Origin of the sequence: Streptococcus sp. SP1 (genome assembly GCF_030440005.1) — a bacterium.
GTDB lineage: Bacteria > Bacillota > Bacilli > Lactobacillales > Streptococcaceae > Streptococcus > Streptococcus parasanguinis.
Genome location: NZ_JAQFJJ010000012.1, coordinates 15688 through 33852 on the forward strand (window position 1 = coordinate 15688; position 18165 = coordinate 33852).

An 18165-nucleotide genomic window follows, 5' to 3' on the forward strand; every position below is an offset into this window, starting at 1 on the left:
CAACCTCCTAGTTCTCTTCATCTGTGAAAATGCTGGCTGCCATCTGGTAGCTTTCTTGCTCCCAAATGGAATCCACCAAATCACGGTAGAGATAGTTGTCATCAATCTTCCCAACCGACAGGACAAAGCCTGCTTGAGCTGGGATTGTTGCATCTGCAACTGTCACATTCTGATGCGTCTGCTTCAATCTCTCGAGAGCTGCTGAATCAAATTTAGCAGCGCTCACCGCCCCGAAGGTCAGGGTCACAACTTGTCCCTGATAGCGCTCTAAGACCGCATCTACAAACTGCATTTCCTTTTCAAGGGGCCAAGCCACCATCGCTTCATAAGCATCTGCAAAGAGATCCTTTAAGACTCGTTGCTTGGTGACAAGGGTTGATTGGCGTTTTTTATTTTCGATTTGTTGGGTTTCACGTTGCAATTGACGTTGAATCCGCTTGAGCTGCTCGGAGCGTTGATTGAGTTTATCTTGAATCAAACGCTCTTCTTGCGCAGTCTCTTCTTTTAGGATGGTTTCCTTGGCCTCTTCTAAGAGTTTACGCCCTTTTTCGTGGGCTTGGGCCAAGATTGAATCCTTTAATTGGGTTTGTTCATCCATATCGTTTTTTCTCCTATTGCATGCGTCTTGTGTTTTTCGCCTCGCGAGGCGAATCCATCAAAGCTAGGTCTTAGCCGACGCGTAGGGTCAATAGGAAGGACACAACGAAGGCCAAGATGGCGTAGGTTTCAACCATGGCCGCAAGGATAACCCCTTTCATCATGTCTTCAGGGCGTTTGGCCAAGATTTGCATCCCTGCTGTCGCAACATTTCCTTGGTGTTTGGCTGAGAAATAACCAACGATCGCAACTGGAAGAGCTGTAAAGAAGTAAGCAACCCCTGTTTCAAGTGGCATATCTGGCTTAATTTGCAACCAGATCAAGATCCCGATAACGAAACCGTACAAACCTTGTGTACCTGGCAACAATTGCAAAATCAAGGCTTGGGCAAATTTTTCAGGTTGTTCTTTCAAGAGCGCTGCTGCTGCTTGACCCGTTTTACCAACCCCAAGGGCAGATCCCATTCCACTAAGTGCAACGGCGATCGCTACACCAAATGCTGCAAAGAAGGCGCCCCCATGGGCTGAAAAATATGATGCTAAAGATTCCATGAATATACTCCTATTTATTAAAGATAATACTTATTTTTTTGTTTTAATATAGCGTTCAGAAGGTTTGAGAGGACGAAATGGCTTGCCTCCTCCTTCGTAGAACTTACCGAAGAACTCCACAAAGATCAAACGGGCTCCATGCACATATCCTGACAAGAAGGACAGGAACATATTAATGGCATGTAGGACGATAAAGAGCAGAAGCCCTACCGTAAACCGTCCAAGCGGTGGGAAGAGATTGACAATGAGGTTAAAGGCCGAACCGATACTAGCTCCAGACAAGCCCAAGGCCATCAAACGGGTGAAGCTGACCAAGTCTCCAACATACCCACTAACATTGTAGAGGTTAAAGAGACCAGAGGCTAGACCAGATAGCTTCTTGGCACTGACAATGGAAACAATCAAGATCCCAATGGCATTCAAAATAGCCAGCCACTTGCCGATCGGAACTAGAAGGCTCATTCCTGGCAAGATATTGCCTACTGCTAGAAGCATTAAACCAAGTAGGATCAAGACCCAAGCAAAGCCAGCATTATAGGCTTCCGTGTAGTCTTTGAGGCGAATATTTTTCATCCCTCCTAGGAAGAGGCCCACTAAGACAGTGACAAAACCAAAGACCACTGAAAGGATCAGGATGGTCATGGCGTTACTGGTCGTACTGATCAGGGCAAAAGGCATCTCAAATCCAAAGAAAGAGCCATAGACCACACCCCAAAGGGCAACTGAAATCCCGAGGAGACTGAAGAAACGAAGGTTCTTCGCTGTACCAGGCTTGAGCTTGAAGGCTTTAAGGGCAAAGCCTGTCGCTACCGTTAGTAACAGTCCATAACCGATATCTGCGACCATCATGCCAAAGAAAACAAAGTAGAAGAGAGAAACGATCGGTGTCGGATCTTGCTCGTAATACTTAGGTAGGGCGTACATCTCTGTGACTAATTCAAAAGGCTCTACCAAGGCATTATTTCGCAACTGGATCGGAACGTCATCCCAATCTTTTTCCGTCACATCTCGTGTCTCTAGTAGGACCCGAGATCCAAAGCCTTCTTGCAAGAAGTCTCGTAATGAGGCCACTTGGGATGTTTCAATCCAACCCTCTAAGGCTACCAAACTTTGCGTGCTGGCAAGAAGCGCCTTGGCTTCCTCACGAGCTCCCAAGCTCAACAAGTAATCCATCTGGTACTTGAGCTGGTCCAACTCCTTCTGGGAGTTTTGCAACTCGGCTAGGGTGGCTGCAACTACAGCTTCCTGCTCTTTGATTTCCCCTTCTAGGCGATCCAAGTAGGCGGCCGGGACCTGCTCTTCTTCATAGTCCAATTCTTTGAACCCATGTTCTTCCAGAAGTTCCTGAACAGCTACACGGTCTCCCGAACGATACAAGATGACATAGCCGTGTTCAGTCTCAGACGTAAAGACTTCTTCTAACTCCAGCTCTGGATGAGCTTTTAAGGAAGAACGAACAGCGTCTGTATCACTATTCGGAATCGTCCCGATCAAGCCATGCACATAGTGAAAAGTAGCGAGGGCAGCTGGTGTCACCTCTAACGGTCGCCATTTTTCTAAGCGCTCTATCTCTCCCTTTGCATCCGCAATCTTCTGACGAGCCTTGTCTAACACGCGCAATTGACGTTTCAACTTGGTCAATAGGAGATCCTCGTCTCGAATCATCCCGTGAGCCTGCAAGTCATCAAAAGACAAGCTTAAGGGTTCTTCCTTCAGAGCTTGCAGAGCCTTCTTCTCAGGCATGTAGGGCTCTAGAGTCTGAATCATTTTTTCAACTTGTTCTTGACGTTTTTGCAGCTCTACCAAGGCTTGACGATTGTCCTCTGTCAAGGGTTGAGACAAGGTATTTGCCTCAAAGGCAGCCTGCCATTCTTCCTGTTCACTGAGGTCATAAATCTGGATTTTTGCCTCAGACTGTAGCGCTAGTAGGAGACTGTCCAAGTCATCTTTGGGCAAGATGAGGGACAGTTTTTGCATCTGACTAACGGCCATAGCTTGCTACCACCTTTTCTACAATGGCTTCAACTAACCCAGCTCGTTTATCGGTCATCGCCTCTTGTACCTTGGCATCATTGCGCGCAACCGTTTCTTCCAGATCTTTCGTTAAACGGACGAGTCTTTCCTGGGCGTTTTTTTCTGCCTCTGTGACCAATTGCTTGGTTTCCTCATCGTAATGCTGTGCCACTGTTGCAAGGCGATCGCGTGAATCCGTTCGGATTTGTTCAACTTGAGCTTCATAGCCTACGATCACGCCCTGAGCGGCTTGCTCGATCTCTTGCATCATCTCGAGTGTTGCATTCGACATCGTCACACCTCCTTATTCAACTATTGTTCTTCCAACAACAGTACAATTATCTTAAATTATACCACAATTCATATCGTTTGTTCAGGCCCAACCGGGAATTTTCAGAAGATTGTGGACAACCAACAAGCCCCAACTGCCAAGATTGGTAGCGTTCTCTTCTTTTCTCCTATCCTGTTCCTAGTTTCAGTATTTCTTACTTGCTTTTACTTGAATAAAGCGGTTACCCATGTTATAATGTGTAATATATTATAGGAGCATCCTGTTATTTCATCTCGTGAGAAAGGAGGATTGCTGTGAAACAAGATCAAGATTTACGCACTATTATCGCCAGCCACGAAGCTGAGTTAACGGATATGGAACGCGACATTGCCCAGTACTTTTTATCATCCGAAGCACGACAGCACTCCCTGTCCTCTTCTCGCGTAACGGAGTTACTCCATGTCTCAAAGGCAGCTTTAACGCGTTTCTCTCAAAAATGTGGCTTCACTGGCTATCGGGAATTTGTCTATCACTTTAACGAAGAAACCAAAAATCAAAAACAGGTGCAAGAGCATGACGAACTCACTCTCAGTGTCTTGCAACGCTACCACCATATCAGTAACGTCACTGAAAGTCTGGTAAAAGATTCCCAATTAGATCAGGTAGCTGAACTAATTGATCAAGCGGACCGAGTCTATTTCTTCGGGATTGGTAGTTCCGGTTTAGTCGCTCGAGAAATGAAATTGCGCTTTATGCGCCTGGGGGTCGTTTGTGAAGCCCTAACCGATCAAGATGGGTTTACATGGACGACCAGTATTCTCGATTCCTCTTGTTTAGTCATCGGTTTCTCATTATCAGGAAGCACAAATTCCATTACAGACAGTCTTTTGGATGCCGAAGAAAAAGGGGCTAAGACGGTTCTTGTGACCGCTAATCCTGCTGCTATCCACCAAGGATTCACAGAAGTGTTACCGGCCGCACCCCTTCCTAGTAGTACCTATATCGATCGAATCTCTGCGATTTTACCACTCCTCATTGTGGTCGATTTGATCTATGCTCATTTCCTTAATAAAAGCCGAGAACAAAAGGAAATTGTCTTTAACAGCTACTGGGAAAACAAAAAGCTTTCTAGTCAACGTTCTCGAAAATCTTAATATGGTCTCCCTATTTAAAAAGCATGAAAGATCAGGTTTTCTTCATCTTTCATGCTTTTTTTGATGAATCAAAAACAAGTCGCCAGCGCGACTTGTTTTATGTTCCATGTTTTTGTCTAAAGTGGTAGTAAGCCCCCAACATACCCGCGGCGTTTTGATGGTGGGCAAATTCCAAACGGATCTTATCTGCTAGGCTAGGAACGAGTTCCGCACACAGTGTTTGATAGATTTTAGGTTTCAGGATCGCTTCCTGAGCCATAATCCCCCCTCCAAGAACGATGACCTCTGGATTGACCACATAAACGATATTGGCCAGTCCTTTTCCAAGATAGGCCACCATCCGATCAATTCCAGCCATACAGATTTTATCTCCTTCCGTTGCCCGCTTGAAGATCCGACGACCATTCCACTGTTCCACAGGATCACCATGATGTTCTGCCACATACTCGACCAAAGCCGTCGTTGAAGCTAGATCCTGAAAGGCACCGTCTGGCAAATGAAGATAGCCAACCTCACAGGCTGAATTGCTAAAGCCATGAAAGACTTGACCATCGAGCAAGAGGCAACCGCCGATCCCTGTCCCAATCGTCAGGCAAACAGCATTGTTCGATCCTTTTGCATGGCCTGTAGTGACCTCTGCGAGACCGGCACAGTTGACATCATTTTCAATCTCGCAAGGGATCTGAAAGGTCTCTTCAATTTCCTTTTTGAATTGGGTGCCTGCATAGTTGGGAATTTGTGGGCCTGCATAAAATATTTCTCCCTTATCAGGATCTACCATTCCGGCCGAAGAAATCGCAACCCCTGCCAAGGGATGCTTCTTCAAATAACGGGCTACGATTTCCTTTGTTATGTTAAGAATGTGAGGTCCTCCTTTTTGGGCCTCCGTTGGCATTTCATGGGTCTCTAGGAGTTGCCCTTTTGCATCGGCTAGACCATACTTGATACTGGTCCCTCCGATATCAATTACAACATATGGATTCATCTAGACCTCCTTTGATCAAAGGAATCTGGCTTTTGTGTCCTGAATGAGTTGAGCAGCACGTTGAATCACTTCTTGATCCGCTTCTACTACTGGCGTCAAAGGGGAGCGAACAGATCCCAAGTCCAAACCTTCATTGATGCGCAAAACCGCTTTGATGACTGCATACATATTGCCATGAGCAGACGTCAAGACTCCGATAATGTCATTGATGTCAAACTGCAAGGCACGCGCAGTCTCTAAATCTTTCTCAGCAATCAGCTGATTGAGCTTCAAGAAGAGTTCTGGCATCGCACCATAGGTACCACCGATACCAGCATGCGCTCCCATGAGACGGCCGCCTAAGAATTGTTCATCTGGGCCATTAAAGACAATGTGGTCGTCGCCTCCTAAAGAAGCAAAGGTTTGAATGTCCTGAACAGGCATCGAAGAATTCTTGACCCCAATCACCCGTGGATTTTTCAACATTTCCTTGTAAAGACTCGGTGTCAAAGCAACCCCTGCCAATTGCGGGATATTATAGATGACAAAATCTGTATTGGGTGCTGCTTCGCTAATGGTATTCCAGTAGTGGGCCACACTGTATTCTGGCAAGCGGAAATAGATCGGCGGAATGGCCGCAATGGCATCCACTCCTAGTTCTTCTGCATGTCGTGCCAATTCCACGCTATCCTTGGTGTTGTTGCAGGCTACGTGAGCAATGATGGTCAATTTCCCTTTAGCTACTGCCATCACTTCTTCCAAGATCAGCTTTCGATCGGCCACGCTCTGGTAAATACATTCGCCAGAGGATCCGTTGACATACAAGCCCTGCACACCTTTCGCGATAAAATATTCTACCAGCGTACGTACCCGCTCCGGGCTAATTTCTCCTTGGTCATCATAGCAGGCGTAAAAAGCGGGGATGACTCCTTCATATTTTTTTAAATCAGACATTTTTTCTCCTTTTGTCACTAATAAATTCATTTTATTCTTGGTACTGGGCGAAAATCTTTTCCATTAATCCAACTTGTGCAAAAGCCAAGCTTGAAAAGCCGAACAAGAAAAAGATCATAAGCCCCAATAGGAAAGCTAAAACTGAGCTTGCAAGAGCCATACATAGAAGCAAGAGAGCACTTCCCATGACAAAGAACCAAGGAAAATGCAAGCCTGTCACAATCATGGCTTTTTGCAAACACTCTTTCCAATCCAATTGGTAGCGGGCCGCAATCGGATAAGCAGCCAATAAGATCAACACAAGAAAGAGAAAGAGGCCTAAACAAATGGTTTTCAAAGCTTGGAAAGCTAGGGAAGTTTGCCCCCAAAATAAGAATAAATCAAAGAGACAAATACCTGCAACAATCAGTTCTAAACTTCCTAGTTGCAAGCCTATTTTCCAATTGTCCCGAAAAGCCTTCGCATAACTACGAATCACCGGAACACGACGCTGGTGCTTAATGGCAAATAAGGTCTGATACAAACTAATTTTCGCAATTCCAATCGTGAGAACTGGTAAACAACTTAGCACAAATAAAAGATTAACGGTTACCAAGTCAAGAACCTTCTCACTGATACGCATCACTACATTGTCCGTGTTAAAAACGGTTTTGATCAATCCTGCCCCCTTAGATGACATAGGCACTCCTTTCTAACGTGATCAATCGATCGCAATTTTAAATAGATATTTTTTCACGATATCTTCTTGCCCTGCATAGCCATTGGGTTGGTGAGGCTCCTCTGGAAAGAAAATCGCAAAATTATGATAGCCTAGATGAAGCGGATAAGACTCCTGACAATGGACAAAACCGATGTCCGATGCTTCATCAAATGCGAGCGCCTCACCTGTCACACGAGATCCATAACTCGAAAACTCATGCCCTTCTACTAATAAATGCAAATCGGCATATCTTTTGTGGTGTTCAAAGCGATCATTTTCTGCTTTGTTGAGGGTATTTTCTTGAACGACGAGAAAGACCTTATCCCCATCAATATCGTATCTCCCCAATTCAAAAGAATCCTTCCGATGCTCATAGAGAAAGTCAATGGCCTGATCCAGATTGGGGTGGATTCCTTTGTAAAAGGTGATGTTTTTTAAATCATCAAATATCATATTCTCATCCTTTCGATACTTCTCAGCCTAGCAAACCGATCTGTACACAACTATCGTTTGTCCAAGCAGACGACTTATCCTTTGACCGCTCCCATGGTAATCCCTTGTGTAAAGGATTTTTGGAACACGAGGAAGACCGTAACGATTGGCACTGCAGCTAGGGCTGCCCCAGCCATGATCAAGCCATAGTTGGTGGCCATTTCAGCCTGCATGGTCGCAACCCCTAGTGAAATAGTCAAGTTTTGACGAGAGGTCAGCATTACCAATTGCATAAAGTAGTCGTTCCAGGTGTTGATAAAGGTAAAGATGGCAAGGGCTGCAAATCCCGGTTTGACAATTGGGAAGGCAACGCTCCAGAAAGTTCGCAACTCTCCACAACCATCGATCTTAGCAGATTCTAAGAGTTCTGTTGGGATGTTTTCACTAAATTGCTTCATCAAGAAGACCCCGAATGGCCATCCAACCAATGGTAGAATAACCGCTGCAAGGGTATCATGGATTCCCATAAAGTTAATAATCCGTACCAATGGAACTAAGACAACTTGTTTCGGAAGGGCCATGGCCGCGATAAAGATAGCAAAGAGAATTCGTTGCCCATAGAAGCGTTTCTTAGCCAAAACATAACCTGCCAAGGAAGAGGTCATACACACCAAAAGCATGGTTGCTAGAGAGATGAAGACACTATTCCACAACCATTGTAGGGCCGGGTTTTGTACCATCAACTGCTGGAAGTTTTCCATGGTTGGTGTCTTTGGCCACCATTGAGGTGGGATCATAATGGTATCTGGCTGAGACTTAAAGGCCCCTGTCAAAATCCAATAAAATGGGAAAATGAACAAGACTGTCAAAAGGAGCAAAATGATCGTTGAAATCACTGTAAAGGCAGTGATGGGTTTCTTTTGTGTTGGTTTCATCTGAGGCTCCTTTCTTTAGTATTCTACGTCGTTTCCAAGGATCTTGAATTGCGCAAAACTGATAATGGCAATCATCACCGCAAGGAAGACACCCATGGTGTTGGCATAACCGTATTCAGAGAGTTTAAAGGCTTTTTCATAGAGGTAGTACATAAGGGTACTCGTTGAGTAGTTAGGACCACCAGATGTCAACAATTGGATCAAGGCGAAACATTGGAAAGAGTTAATGGTCGTGATGATCGCAATGTACAAAGTTGTTGGCAACAAGCTTGGCCATTTGATCTTCCAGAAAACTTGCAGTTCTGTCGCACCATCCACACGCGCGGCTTCTACGAGGGAATTATCAATATTTCCCATAGCAGCGATGTAGAGGATGATCGGTTGACCAACTGAAGTGGTCAACAAAATAATGATGATGGCCATCAAAGCCCAGTGTTTGTCCCCCAACCAAGAAATGTTTTGGTTGATGACATGTCCAGATTTCAACACAAAGTTCAAAATCCCTGATAGTGGATCATAGATCCATTTCCATACAACCGTAACCGCTACACTCCCTGTAACAACTGGAAGGAAGAAGACGAAACGGTAGAAGGAACGTGCAATCGCATTTTGATGGTAGGTCTGAGAAGCCACAAACAAGGAGAACAATACTACGATCGGAACGGATCCGATAACGATGATGACGGTATTGATCAAGGACTTCACAAAGACCTTATCCGCAAACATACGGGAATAATTTTCTAAACCGACAAACTTAAAGGATGTCATAGAATAGTTGAAGAAACTTGTCACAAAGCCCATGATCATGGATGCTAGGACAAAGACCGTAAAGAAGAGTAAAATGGGTGCTAGGAATGCGTAGGAAACGAGTGTCTCCCTCATTCGGATTTTGTTTACCTTCACAGTAAGGCACCTCCTAGTGTTCTTTTTCTATTTTCTTTTCTAAACATATCTTACGACTTAAGAAAAGAAGATCCAGAAAGAATGAAGACCCCTTCGTTCCATTCCAAATAGAGAGATACGGATTCGAAGGGGCCTGCATATTCTCGTTTCTATGAAAGACTTAGGTCCGCTTCATAGACTGATTATTTTTTCGTAATGGTTTCGTTTGCTTTTTCAGTAAAGGTCTTCAAAGCTGGTTCTGCTTTTTCATCCCCGTTTGAAACAGATTGCAACATTGGGAACCATAGGGTCCGCATTTCTGCAAAACCGTCGATTGTGTTGTAGTATGGTGAGTAGTATTTTGTCCAAGTGCTGATGGTTTCCATCCGTTTGTCATCGTACAACTTACCAAATGAACTACGAACTGGGAAGGCTCCTGTACGCACAACATCTTTTGGACCCCATTCTTTGTCGTCTGCGATGAACTGTACAAATTTCTTAGCAGCAGCAATTTTCTTTTCATCTTTATTATTGAAGACGGCAAATCCATTGACAAGGTATTCCAATTTTGGCTTGCCTGAGTCAGATGGGAATGGCACTTCTACTACTTCGACCTTACTTGCATCCAACAATTTAGCTTGGATACCGTTTTGTGAAGGCGCCCACAAGATGGTGTAAGAAGTTTGACCATTCGCAAAGTTTTGGATGTCTGCTCCACCATCGAATTGAGAACCATTCATCATCAAGCCATCATTGATCCATTTAGAAGCTTTTTCCAAACCTTTGACAAATTTCGCATCATCGGTTGTATACTTGGTTACTTTTTCATCTGTAACAGAACCGCCGTAAAGGTTAGCAATGAAGGCACGAGTTCCTTGGTCTCCACCTTGACCATTACTGAAGAGTGATCCTGGTGTGTAGCCTTTGTCTTTCAAGGCTTTCAAGACTTTTTCAAAGTCGTCTGTTGTCCATCCTTCTTTGACAAGATCCAACACGCCTGCATCTTTGAGCATTTTCTTATTCATCGCCATGTAGAATGGTGCTGAACTAATTGGATACATGTAAGCTGTGTCGCCTGCCTTGCTGGCTTGAATGATATTTTCATTATTGACATCTTTGACAAAATCTTCGGTAAAGAGATCGTTCAAATCAGCCAATTTTCCATTTTTACCATACTGAATGATCCGTCCAGGCGCATCAAAGAGCACATCTGGAGCAGTTCCTGCTTCAATAGCAGTTGTGATCTTTTCAGGACCTGACTTGAAGTCAATCGTTTCCAAATTCACGTGGATATCTGGATTAGCTTTTTCAAAAGCTGCAATAATTGATTTTTCGTAGGTTCCGACACCATCTTCTGCTTTTTCTTGAGTAAAGACTGGGAATGCCCACCAGGTAATTTCTGTTTTACCAGAATTTCCACCAGAAGATTCTGATTTTGATCCTCCGCCAGAGCCACAAGCTGCGAGTGCTAGAAGAGCTGCACCAGCTACCAACGAGCACAATACTTTTTTCATTTTCATGTGATTTCTCCTCACAATTGCGGTAAGATTACTCTTACAGGGGGTTATCCTCAATGAGGACGCCTATTCTTGTTCTTGTTTCAGATTCGACTACTCTCTATTCGGTCTCCTCCTCCTTCAATCTACTGTTTTGTTTTCTCAATTTAAGGCCGCGACGAAGCGCTCTGTAATCTCTTTTGGTCGGGTAATGGCGCCACCTACGACGATACCACGAACACCGAGATCATGGATTTTCTTGGCCTGATCAGGGTAGTGGATCTTGCCTTCTGCGATGACATCTACTCCTGCTTGGCAGAGACGATGAATCAGTTCAAAATCTGGACCATCAACCTTTGGACTGTAGTCCGTATAGCCCGAAAGGGTCGTTCCGACAAAGTCCACTCCCGCTTCGACAGCTGTCAATCCTTCTTCCAGAGTAGAGATATCAGCCATCAAGAGTTGGTCAGGATATTTCTCTTTGACTTGATGGATAAAGTCACTAATCGAAAGCCCATCATGACGCGGACGTTTGGTACAATCAAGCGCAATGACCGCGATATCCAAAGCTGCCAACTCATCGACTTCTTTCATAGTAGCCGTGATAAAGGGTTCTTCAGGTGGGTAATCGCGTTTGATAATCCCAATGATCGGTAACTTGGTCACTTCCTTGATTTCCTTGATATCCCGGACACTATTGGCTCGGATTCCGACAGCTCCACCCTGCTCAGCCGCTTTGACCAAGAGAGGAATGACTCCTCCTGCTTCTGTATAGAGCGGTTCATGAGGGAGGGCTTGACAAGAAACAATGATGCCATCTTTGATTTGTTCAATCAGTTCATCTTTTGTAATCTTTGACATAACTCCTTCTCCTTTGATAATAAGGCAACTCGAGTACTTGTAAAATGATTATAATCTATTTTTGAAGCGCTTACAATGTTAATCGTGCAATTGGATTATAGTTTCACATTTTAGAAAAAATAAAAAGATCCCTGAAACTAGTTTCAGAGATCTAGGACATGATGATTCCCTAGGCCATCTTTTGAGTCGCTTTTTCCTTTACGACAAATACAAAGCCGATAGAGCCCACGACGGCTCCAAGCAAGATCCAATAGACCATATCCGATGAAGCAATTGGTCCTGCCAAGAGACCTGCTAGTAAAAAGAGATCGATATACAGTCGGGTATCGCGATAGAAGGTCCAATTGAAATGGTAGCTACCTTCTGGATACTGACGTGTCGATACAGGTGGTTGAAAGACCTGAAGAAGGATCAAAATCCCAACAAAAGCAAGATAAGCTAGGCTAACTACCGAAAGCGGAGCTCGCATCGTCAAAGCTACAGCCGCTAAAAGCAAGACCAAGATCCAGAAATGGAAGTCCATCCAGAATTCACGATGATAACAAAACCGTTTCATAAGATCACACCTTTCTCTTTATGTAATCGTTTTCTGCACTTCTATTATAAGATAATGAATTTATTTTGCAAGGAATCATCTGCTATTTGGGATTGAAAATAGGACCAGAATATCTCTGGTCCGTCTAAAAAAACTATGAACAAACATTAGTTGCCACTTCATTCACTGATGTCATTTTCGATAATCACCTTGAGTGCATTGTTTTCACCCGCATGTTTAAAGACATCATAGGCTTTTTCAACTTCTGAGAGTTTGAAGTGGTGGGTGATAAGTTTGGTTGCATCGATCTTACCTGATTTCAAGACATTGAGCAACATTTCAGTGGTGTTGGCATTGACAAGACCGGTGTTGAGGGTAATGTTCTTGATCCACAAATCATCCAAATTGAAGCTAACCGGTTTTCCGTGGACACCGACATTGGCGATGTGACCACCGACAGAGATGACGTTTTGGCAGACATCAAAGGTAGCAGGATAGCCCACACATTCCATGGAGATATCGACACCACGACCTTCGGTCACTTCATTGATAAAGGCCTTGATTTCAGCGATATCACTTGAGCAGATGGTGTGAGTTGCCCCAAATTTCTTGGCTGCTTCAAGACGAGATTCAGACAAGTCCACCATGATAATCGTAGCAGGTGAGAAGAACTGAACGGTCAAGAGAGCCGCAAGGCCGATTGGACCAGCTCCAACGATACAGACATTATCGCCTGGTTTTACATGAGATGGAAGCACCCCAATTTCATAAGACGTTGGGAGAATATCTGATAGCATGACCAAAGCTTCGTCATCCACAGTTTCAGGCGCATGATAAAGACTACCATCAGCATGTGGAATGTGGACATACTCTGCTTGGGTTCCGTTGATCAAGTGACCCAAAATCCAACCACCATCTTCACAGTGAGAAGGCAGACTACGTTTACAGTAGTAGCAGGTGTTACAAGCTGTGACACAAGAGATAATGACCTTGTCGCCCACCTTGAAGTTATTAACCGCATCACCGACTTCTTCGACGATCCCGATTCCTTCGTGGCCTAAAATTGTGCCTTCCTTACAAGCTGGCACATCTCCTCCTAGGATGTGGAGGTCTGTCCCACAGATGGTTGTCTTCAAGACACGCACAATGGCATCCGTTGGATTTTTGATCACTGGTTCTGGTTGATCCAGCAGTTGCAGATTGCCTGCAGATACATAGGTTGCAGCTTTCATAAGCGACTCCTTTTTTGTTGGTTTGATAAAACCATTTTATTTTCGTTTATTTGTGAATATTATAACATACTAAGCAAACGCTTACAAGAATTTATGAGCATATTTTAAAAAGTTTTTTGAGCAAACAAAAACATTCCTCTTATCTCTACCAGAGGAATGTTTCAATCACCTTGTTCTAATTGTTGACGTTGCTTGTAGTACTCTTGCTGCTCGCGCTCACGCTCTTCTTCTAAGCGCTCTTCATAGCGCTTGAGTTCTGCCTCAAACTCTTCTTGCAAGGCAAATAAACGCTCCAAGCCACTTTGGGCCTCCGCACTTGGGGCTTGAAAATGTAGGGCACTCAGCCAGTCCACTAAATTTTCTGTATGTTGGCGGACATCCATACGCATATCCGCATAATCCCACTCCAACTCGCTAAGCTTTTGATTGAAGCGGTAATGTCGATCTTCTAGTTGTTCTAATTCACTATTTCCTGAATGGTACATCACATACCTCCTTTAATCGGACTCAATAAAATCGGCTTCTTCACTGCTTTCAGTGCTGTTTCTACCGCGTCCGCTGCTCCTCCTGTAAATCCATCTTTCAAATCACTAACTAGGGTCGTTGTAGCAAAAGAGCGCATCTTTTCGGATTGACCGCCCAAGGTTACCTGCAAACTCATCCCTTCCAACATCATCAAGGCTTTTTGCGTTGCAATCAAACTTCTGATCGCAATCCGCTCTTGCTCCTTTTTAATCTCTCGATGGAGCTCCTCAATTCGTTCTCTGTCCTCTCCCAGGATCTCTAACATCTTTTTCTCCTACTTATGAAAAATCAAAGGCCGTTGCTTGTCCCTTGTCCAAGTCCACCAATTGGGCTGACGCAGCCTCCAGTTGACCCGCCAAATCTGTCAAGCGAGTGGAGTAGGCCTTCGTTTGGGCGAGGTTCTCCGCCTCTACTGCTTGGTCCCAACAAGTATCCATGGAGAACTCCCCTAATAGTTGCTCCACTTCTGCGTCTGTTAAAAATTGAGCCATACTGTGGGCCATTTGAGACACCTCAGCGACTTTATGGGAAACCATCTCCTTGGCCTCTTCCAGTTTATCCTTGACCTCTGCCTCAAACACAGTTGCTTGCGCTGAAGCATTCTGTGCTACTGCCAGCACCAATTCCTCCCGCAATTGAATAGTCTGGGTCCCAGATGCTCCTGCCAGTTGCTGATGGAGGCTAGAAATGCTGGACGAATGCCCACTACCTTGACCAGGCCTTTCCTGCCCATACATGGAGACCACCGAAGCAGATGATGGCTGATTTTCTGAAGTGGAAGTTCCCTGATCTCGTTGGGGCATGTCAATAATTTTCTGTGCCTGATCTTGTCTTCCTTGCACTTCACCTTCTAACTCCATATGAGATGGCCTCCTTTCTTGGTTCCTTATTATTTGTTTCCTATAACTGAAAAGCTATCATAACCCTTCAACTACAAGCAGATTCACACATTATAGGGTAACATAAATTAGCTCGCAATGCTATAAAAATAGCACAGATTTTTGAAAAAAGTCTAATTTTCTATGAAAGAAAGAGAATTCCAACTCTAAATCGCCAAGATAAAGTCGATTTTACAATTTCCATAGTCAGCATAAAATTTGAAAATCCCATCAAAAATCCCCCACTCGAAAGAGTAGGGGTAGCTGATAAACATCAGTAATTCGTTAGCGTCTTATTTACGACGTCCTGGGCGTTCCTTGTAACCATAGTAAGCATCTTCGATGATTTCTTGCATATGGTCTACCATTGGAAGACGTGGGTTAGCTGGTGAACATTGATCTTCGTAAGCAAGGAAGGCCAATTCACGAGAATGTTTCTTCCATTCTTTTTCATCGATTCCTTGTGCTTTGAAGTTCATTTCGATACCACAGCGTTCACCGAGTTCGTATACAGCTTTTGCGTAAGCTTCAACGGCTTCTTCTGGAGTAGAGCATGGAAGTCCTAGCATACGAGCGATATCTTGGTATTTTTCATCTGCACGGTAGTAGTTGTACTTAGGCCATGTAGCTGTCTTAGCTGGGCGTGTACCGTTGTAGCGGATAACATATGGAAGTAAGATCGCATTGGTCCGTCCGTGAATCGTGTGGAATTGCGCACCGATCTTGTGGGCCATTGAGTGAGAAATACCGAGGAAGGCATTGGCGAAGGCCATACCTGCGATAGTTGATGCATTGTGCATCTTTTCGCGTGAATGGAAGTCCGCATTCTTGACTGAGCTTTCCAAGTTTTCGAAGACAAGTTTAATAGCTTGAAGAGCAAGACCATCTGTGAAGTCGCTAGCCATTTGTGATACGTAAGCTTCTGTCGCGTGCGTCAAGACGTCCATACCAGTGTCTGCTGCAACAGATCCAGGAACTGTCAATACCAAGGCAGGGTCTACGATGGCAACTGTTGGAGTCAATGAGTAGTCTGCGATTGGGTATTTACGGTTGTTTGCTTTATCAGAGATAACGGCAAATGGCGTTACTTCAGATCCTGTACCAGATGTTGTTGGGATAGCGATGAATTTCGTCTTCTTACCAAGCAATGGGAACTTGAAGGCACGTTTACGGATATCCATGAATTTTTGAACCAAGTCACGGAAGTCCACTTCTGGTTGTTCGTAGAAGAGCCACATTACTTTGGCCGCATCCATTGGTGATCCACCACCAAGAGCAATGATCGTATCTGGTTTGAAGGCACGCATGATCTCTGTACCACGTTCAACAGTTGTGATATCTGGATCTGGTTCTACGTCTGCAAAGATTTGGTAAACCACCTTGTTGCGACGAAGGTCAAGCTGTTCGATGATACGATCAAGGAAACCAAGCTCTACCATAGCGTGGTCTGTAACGATCATGACACGTTCAACATCACGACATTTTTGTAGGTATTCAATTGAATCACGTTCAAAGTATGTTTTTGAAGGAAGTTTCATCCATTGCATGTTATTTCTCCGGCGTCCGACTTTTTTGATATTCAAGAGGTTGATGGCACTAACGTTGTCCCCAACAGAGTTGCGTCCGTAAGAACCACATCCAAGTGTCAATGATGGCAAGAAGGCATTGTAAACATCCCCGATACCACCGAAAGTCGAAGGAGAGTTGCAGATAACACGAATAGCTTTGACTGCTTTACCAAATTCTTTGGTCAATTCTTCATCAGCAGTATGGATGGCTGCTGAGTGACCAAGACCGTTGAATTCAACCATTTGGCGAGCTTTGTTAATTCCGTCTTCACGGCTTTCAGATTTCAAGACAGCGATGACTGGTGACAATTTTTCACGAGTCAACGGTTCTTTTTCACCAACTTCTTTACATTCTGCCGCAAGGATATTGGTTCCTTCTGGGACTGAGAAGCCAGCTTGTTCAGCGATCCATGCTGCTGGTTTCCCAACGATGTCCGCATTCAATTTCGCACCCGCACAGTTCTTGCTGTTCGCTTTTACACCGAAGCAGAACTCTTCAAGAAGGGCTTTTTCTTTTTTGTTGACAAAGTAAGTGTGGTAAGATTTGAACTCTTCAACAAACTCATCGTAGATTTCTTTATCGATGATAACCGCTTGTTCAGACGCACAGACCATACCGTTGTCAAATGATTTAGACATGACGATATCGTGTGCTGCTTGGCGGATATTGGCTGATTTTTCAACGTAAGCAGGAACGTTTCCGGCACCAACCCCAAGAGCTGGTTTTCCACAAGAATAAGCAGCTTTTACCATGGCGTTACCACCGGTCGCAAGGATGGTCGCAACTCCTTCATGGTTCATAAGAGCACTGGTTGCTTCCATAGAAGGTTGGGTAATCCATTGCACACAGTTCTCAGGTGCTCCAGCTGCAATTGCTGCATCGCGTACGATTCGTGCCGCATGAGCAGATGATTCTTGAGCAGATGGGTGGAAGGCAAAGACGATAGGGTTCCGTGTCTTCAAGGAAATCAATGCTTTAAAGATTGCTGTTGAAGTAGGGTTTGTTGTAGGAGTGATCCCACAGACAACACCAACTGGCTCAGCAATCAGCGTTAAACCAGTGACGTCATCTTCTGAAATGACACCAACTGTCTTCGTGTGACGCATGTTGTTTACAACGTGTTCACAAGCGAACAAGTTCTTGGTCGCTTTATCTTCAAAGACCCCACGACCAGTTTCTTCATATGCATGAAGAGCGAGTTCACCGTGTGCGTCAAGAGCAGCTACAGATGCTTTCGCAACAATGTAGTCCACTTGTTCCTGATTCAATTTGCGCATTTCTTCAAGCGCCACCAGCGCTTTTTGCACCAACTCGTCTACGTGTTTTTCAGCAGCGAGTTTCTTTTCTTCAGGTGAGAGAGTTTTTTTATCAGCCATTTGATGCTTTCCTCCAATGTTTGAAACCCTTATCCTTTTCTAGAACTTTTTCATGTTTTCGGAAATTTTCAAGAATAGTGTAAGAAATTTCGTTTTGTTAATTATTTCACAATATAATTGTACTCTATTTTGAGATTTTTGTAAACACTTCCAAGCAACTTTCACAAAGATTTTTCTATAAGTTTGTGAAGTTTTTATCTATACACTCTTTTCACTAGGTTTTCTTTAGCTATATTGTGA

The 18165-nt window shown here is 44.2% G+C and carries 19 protein-coding genes; 1 reads left to right on the forward strand and 18 read right to left on the reverse strand.

What is annotated here, in order from left to right:
* Positions 1-7 precede the first annotated feature (7 nt).
* From PCY07_RS07210 to PCY07_RS07225, 4 genes are all read right to left on the reverse strand, one after another.
* Positions 8-598: a hypothetical protein gene (locus PCY07_RS07210; RefSeq protein WP_013904422.1), complete on the reverse strand. Its 591-nt coding sequence runs from the start codon at positions 596-598 to the stop codon at positions 8-10.
* 70 nt (positions 599-668) lie between these two features.
* Positions 669-1148 carry a V-type ATP synthase subunit K gene (locus PCY07_RS07215; protein WP_003009435.1) on the reverse strand — a complete coding sequence of 160 codons (480 nt, stop codon included), beginning with the start codon at positions 1146-1148 and terminating at the stop codon, positions 669-671.
* Between the two features lie 30 nt (positions 1149-1178).
* Positions 1179-3140, reverse strand: a complete 1962-nt coding sequence (locus PCY07_RS07220) for a V-type ATP synthase subunit I (RefSeq protein WP_013904421.1) — start codon at positions 3138-3140, stop codon at positions 1179-1181.
* Entirely contained in the window at positions 3130-3453 is a 324-nt protein-coding gene (locus tag PCY07_RS07225) for a hypothetical protein (RefSeq protein WP_003015405.1), read from the reverse strand. The genes PCY07_RS07220 and PCY07_RS07225 overlap by 11 nt, the downstream gene beginning before the upstream one ends.
* 293 nt (positions 3454-3746) lie before the next feature.
* On the opposite strand from PCY07_RS07225, the gene PCY07_RS07230 reads away from it, so the two are divergent.
* Entirely contained in the window at positions 3747-4586 is an 840-nt protein-coding gene (locus PCY07_RS07230) for a MurR/RpiR family transcriptional regulator (RefSeq protein WP_301355676.1), read from the forward strand.
* Between the two features lie 97 nt (positions 4587-4683).
* On the opposite strand, the gene PCY07_RS07235 is transcribed toward PCY07_RS07230, so the two are convergent.
* From PCY07_RS07235 to adhE, 14 genes are all read right to left on the reverse strand, one after another.
* The gene (locus PCY07_RS07235) at positions 4684-5571 is read right to left on the reverse strand and encodes an ROK family protein (RefSeq protein WP_301355678.1); all 888 of its coding nucleotides are present in this window, start codon (positions 5569-5571) and stop codon (positions 4684-4686) included.
* Between the two features lie 15 nt (positions 5572-5586).
* Entirely contained in the window at positions 5587-6504 is a 918-nt protein-coding gene (locus PCY07_RS07240; protein WP_301355679.1) for a dihydrodipicolinate synthase family protein, read from the reverse strand.
* A gap of 31 nt (positions 6505-6535) precedes the next feature.
* Entirely contained in the window at positions 6536-7183 is a 648-nt protein-coding gene (locus PCY07_RS07245; RefSeq protein ID WP_003009419.1) for a YesL family protein, read from the reverse strand.
* Positions 7184-7204: 21 nt separating this feature from the next.
* Entirely contained in the window at positions 7205-7657 is a 453-nt protein-coding gene (locus tag PCY07_RS07250) for a YhcH/YjgK/YiaL family protein (RefSeq protein ID WP_301355682.1), read from the reverse strand.
* A gap of 74 nt (positions 7658-7731) precedes the next feature.
* The gene (locus tag PCY07_RS07255; protein WP_003002334.1) at positions 7732-8571 is read right to left on the reverse strand and encodes a carbohydrate ABC transporter permease; all 840 of its coding nucleotides are present in this window, start codon (positions 8569-8571) and stop codon (positions 7732-7734) included.
* Between the two features lie 15 nt (positions 8572-8586).
* Positions 8587-9474 (reverse strand): carbohydrate ABC transporter permease, encoded by an 888-nt coding sequence (locus PCY07_RS07260; protein WP_301355684.1) that lies wholly within the window; start codon positions 9472-9474, stop codon positions 8587-8589.
* Positions 9475-9656: 182 nt separating this feature from the next.
* Positions 9657-10973, reverse strand: coding sequence for an extracellular solute-binding protein (locus tag PCY07_RS07265; RefSeq protein WP_013904413.1), 1317 nt, complete (start codon positions 10971-10973; stop codon positions 9657-9659).
* Positions 10974-11111: 138 nt separating this feature from the next.
* Positions 11112-11810: an N-acetylmannosamine-6-phosphate 2-epimerase gene (locus PCY07_RS07270; RefSeq protein ID WP_156671601.1), complete on the reverse strand. Its 699-nt coding sequence runs from the start codon at positions 11808-11810 to the stop codon at positions 11112-11114.
* Between the two features lie 169 nt (positions 11811-11979).
* Entirely contained in the window at positions 11980-12366 is a 387-nt protein-coding gene (locus PCY07_RS07275; RefSeq protein WP_041818399.1) for a hypothetical protein, read from the reverse strand.
* A gap of 158 nt (positions 12367-12524) precedes the next feature.
* Positions 12525-13577, reverse strand: coding sequence for a zinc-dependent alcohol dehydrogenase family protein (locus PCY07_RS07280; RefSeq protein WP_301355689.1), 1053 nt, complete (start codon positions 13575-13577; stop codon positions 12525-12527).
* Between the two features lie 161 nt (positions 13578-13738).
* A complete protein-coding gene (locus PCY07_RS07285) occupies positions 13739-14062 on the reverse strand; it encodes a hypothetical protein (RefSeq protein ID WP_003009394.1) in 324 nt (107 codons plus the stop codon).
* Positions 14062-14367, reverse strand: a complete 306-nt coding sequence (locus tag PCY07_RS07290) for a hypothetical protein (protein WP_049472664.1) — start codon at positions 14365-14367, stop codon at positions 14062-14064. Before PCY07_RS07290 ends, PCY07_RS07285 begins: the two co-directional genes overlap by 1 nt.
* Before the next feature lie 13 nt (positions 14368-14380).
* The gene (locus tag PCY07_RS07295) at positions 14381-14962 is read right to left on the reverse strand and encodes a hypothetical protein (protein ID WP_301355694.1); all 582 of its coding nucleotides are present in this window, start codon (positions 14960-14962) and stop codon (positions 14381-14383) included.
* A gap of 311 nt (positions 14963-15273) precedes the next feature.
* The gene (gene adhE, locus PCY07_RS07300) at positions 15274-17925 is read right to left on the reverse strand and encodes a bifunctional acetaldehyde-CoA/alcohol dehydrogenase (protein ID WP_049485591.1); all 2652 of its coding nucleotides are present in this window, start codon (positions 17923-17925) and stop codon (positions 15274-15276) included.
* Positions 17926-18165 lie beyond the last annotated feature (240 nt).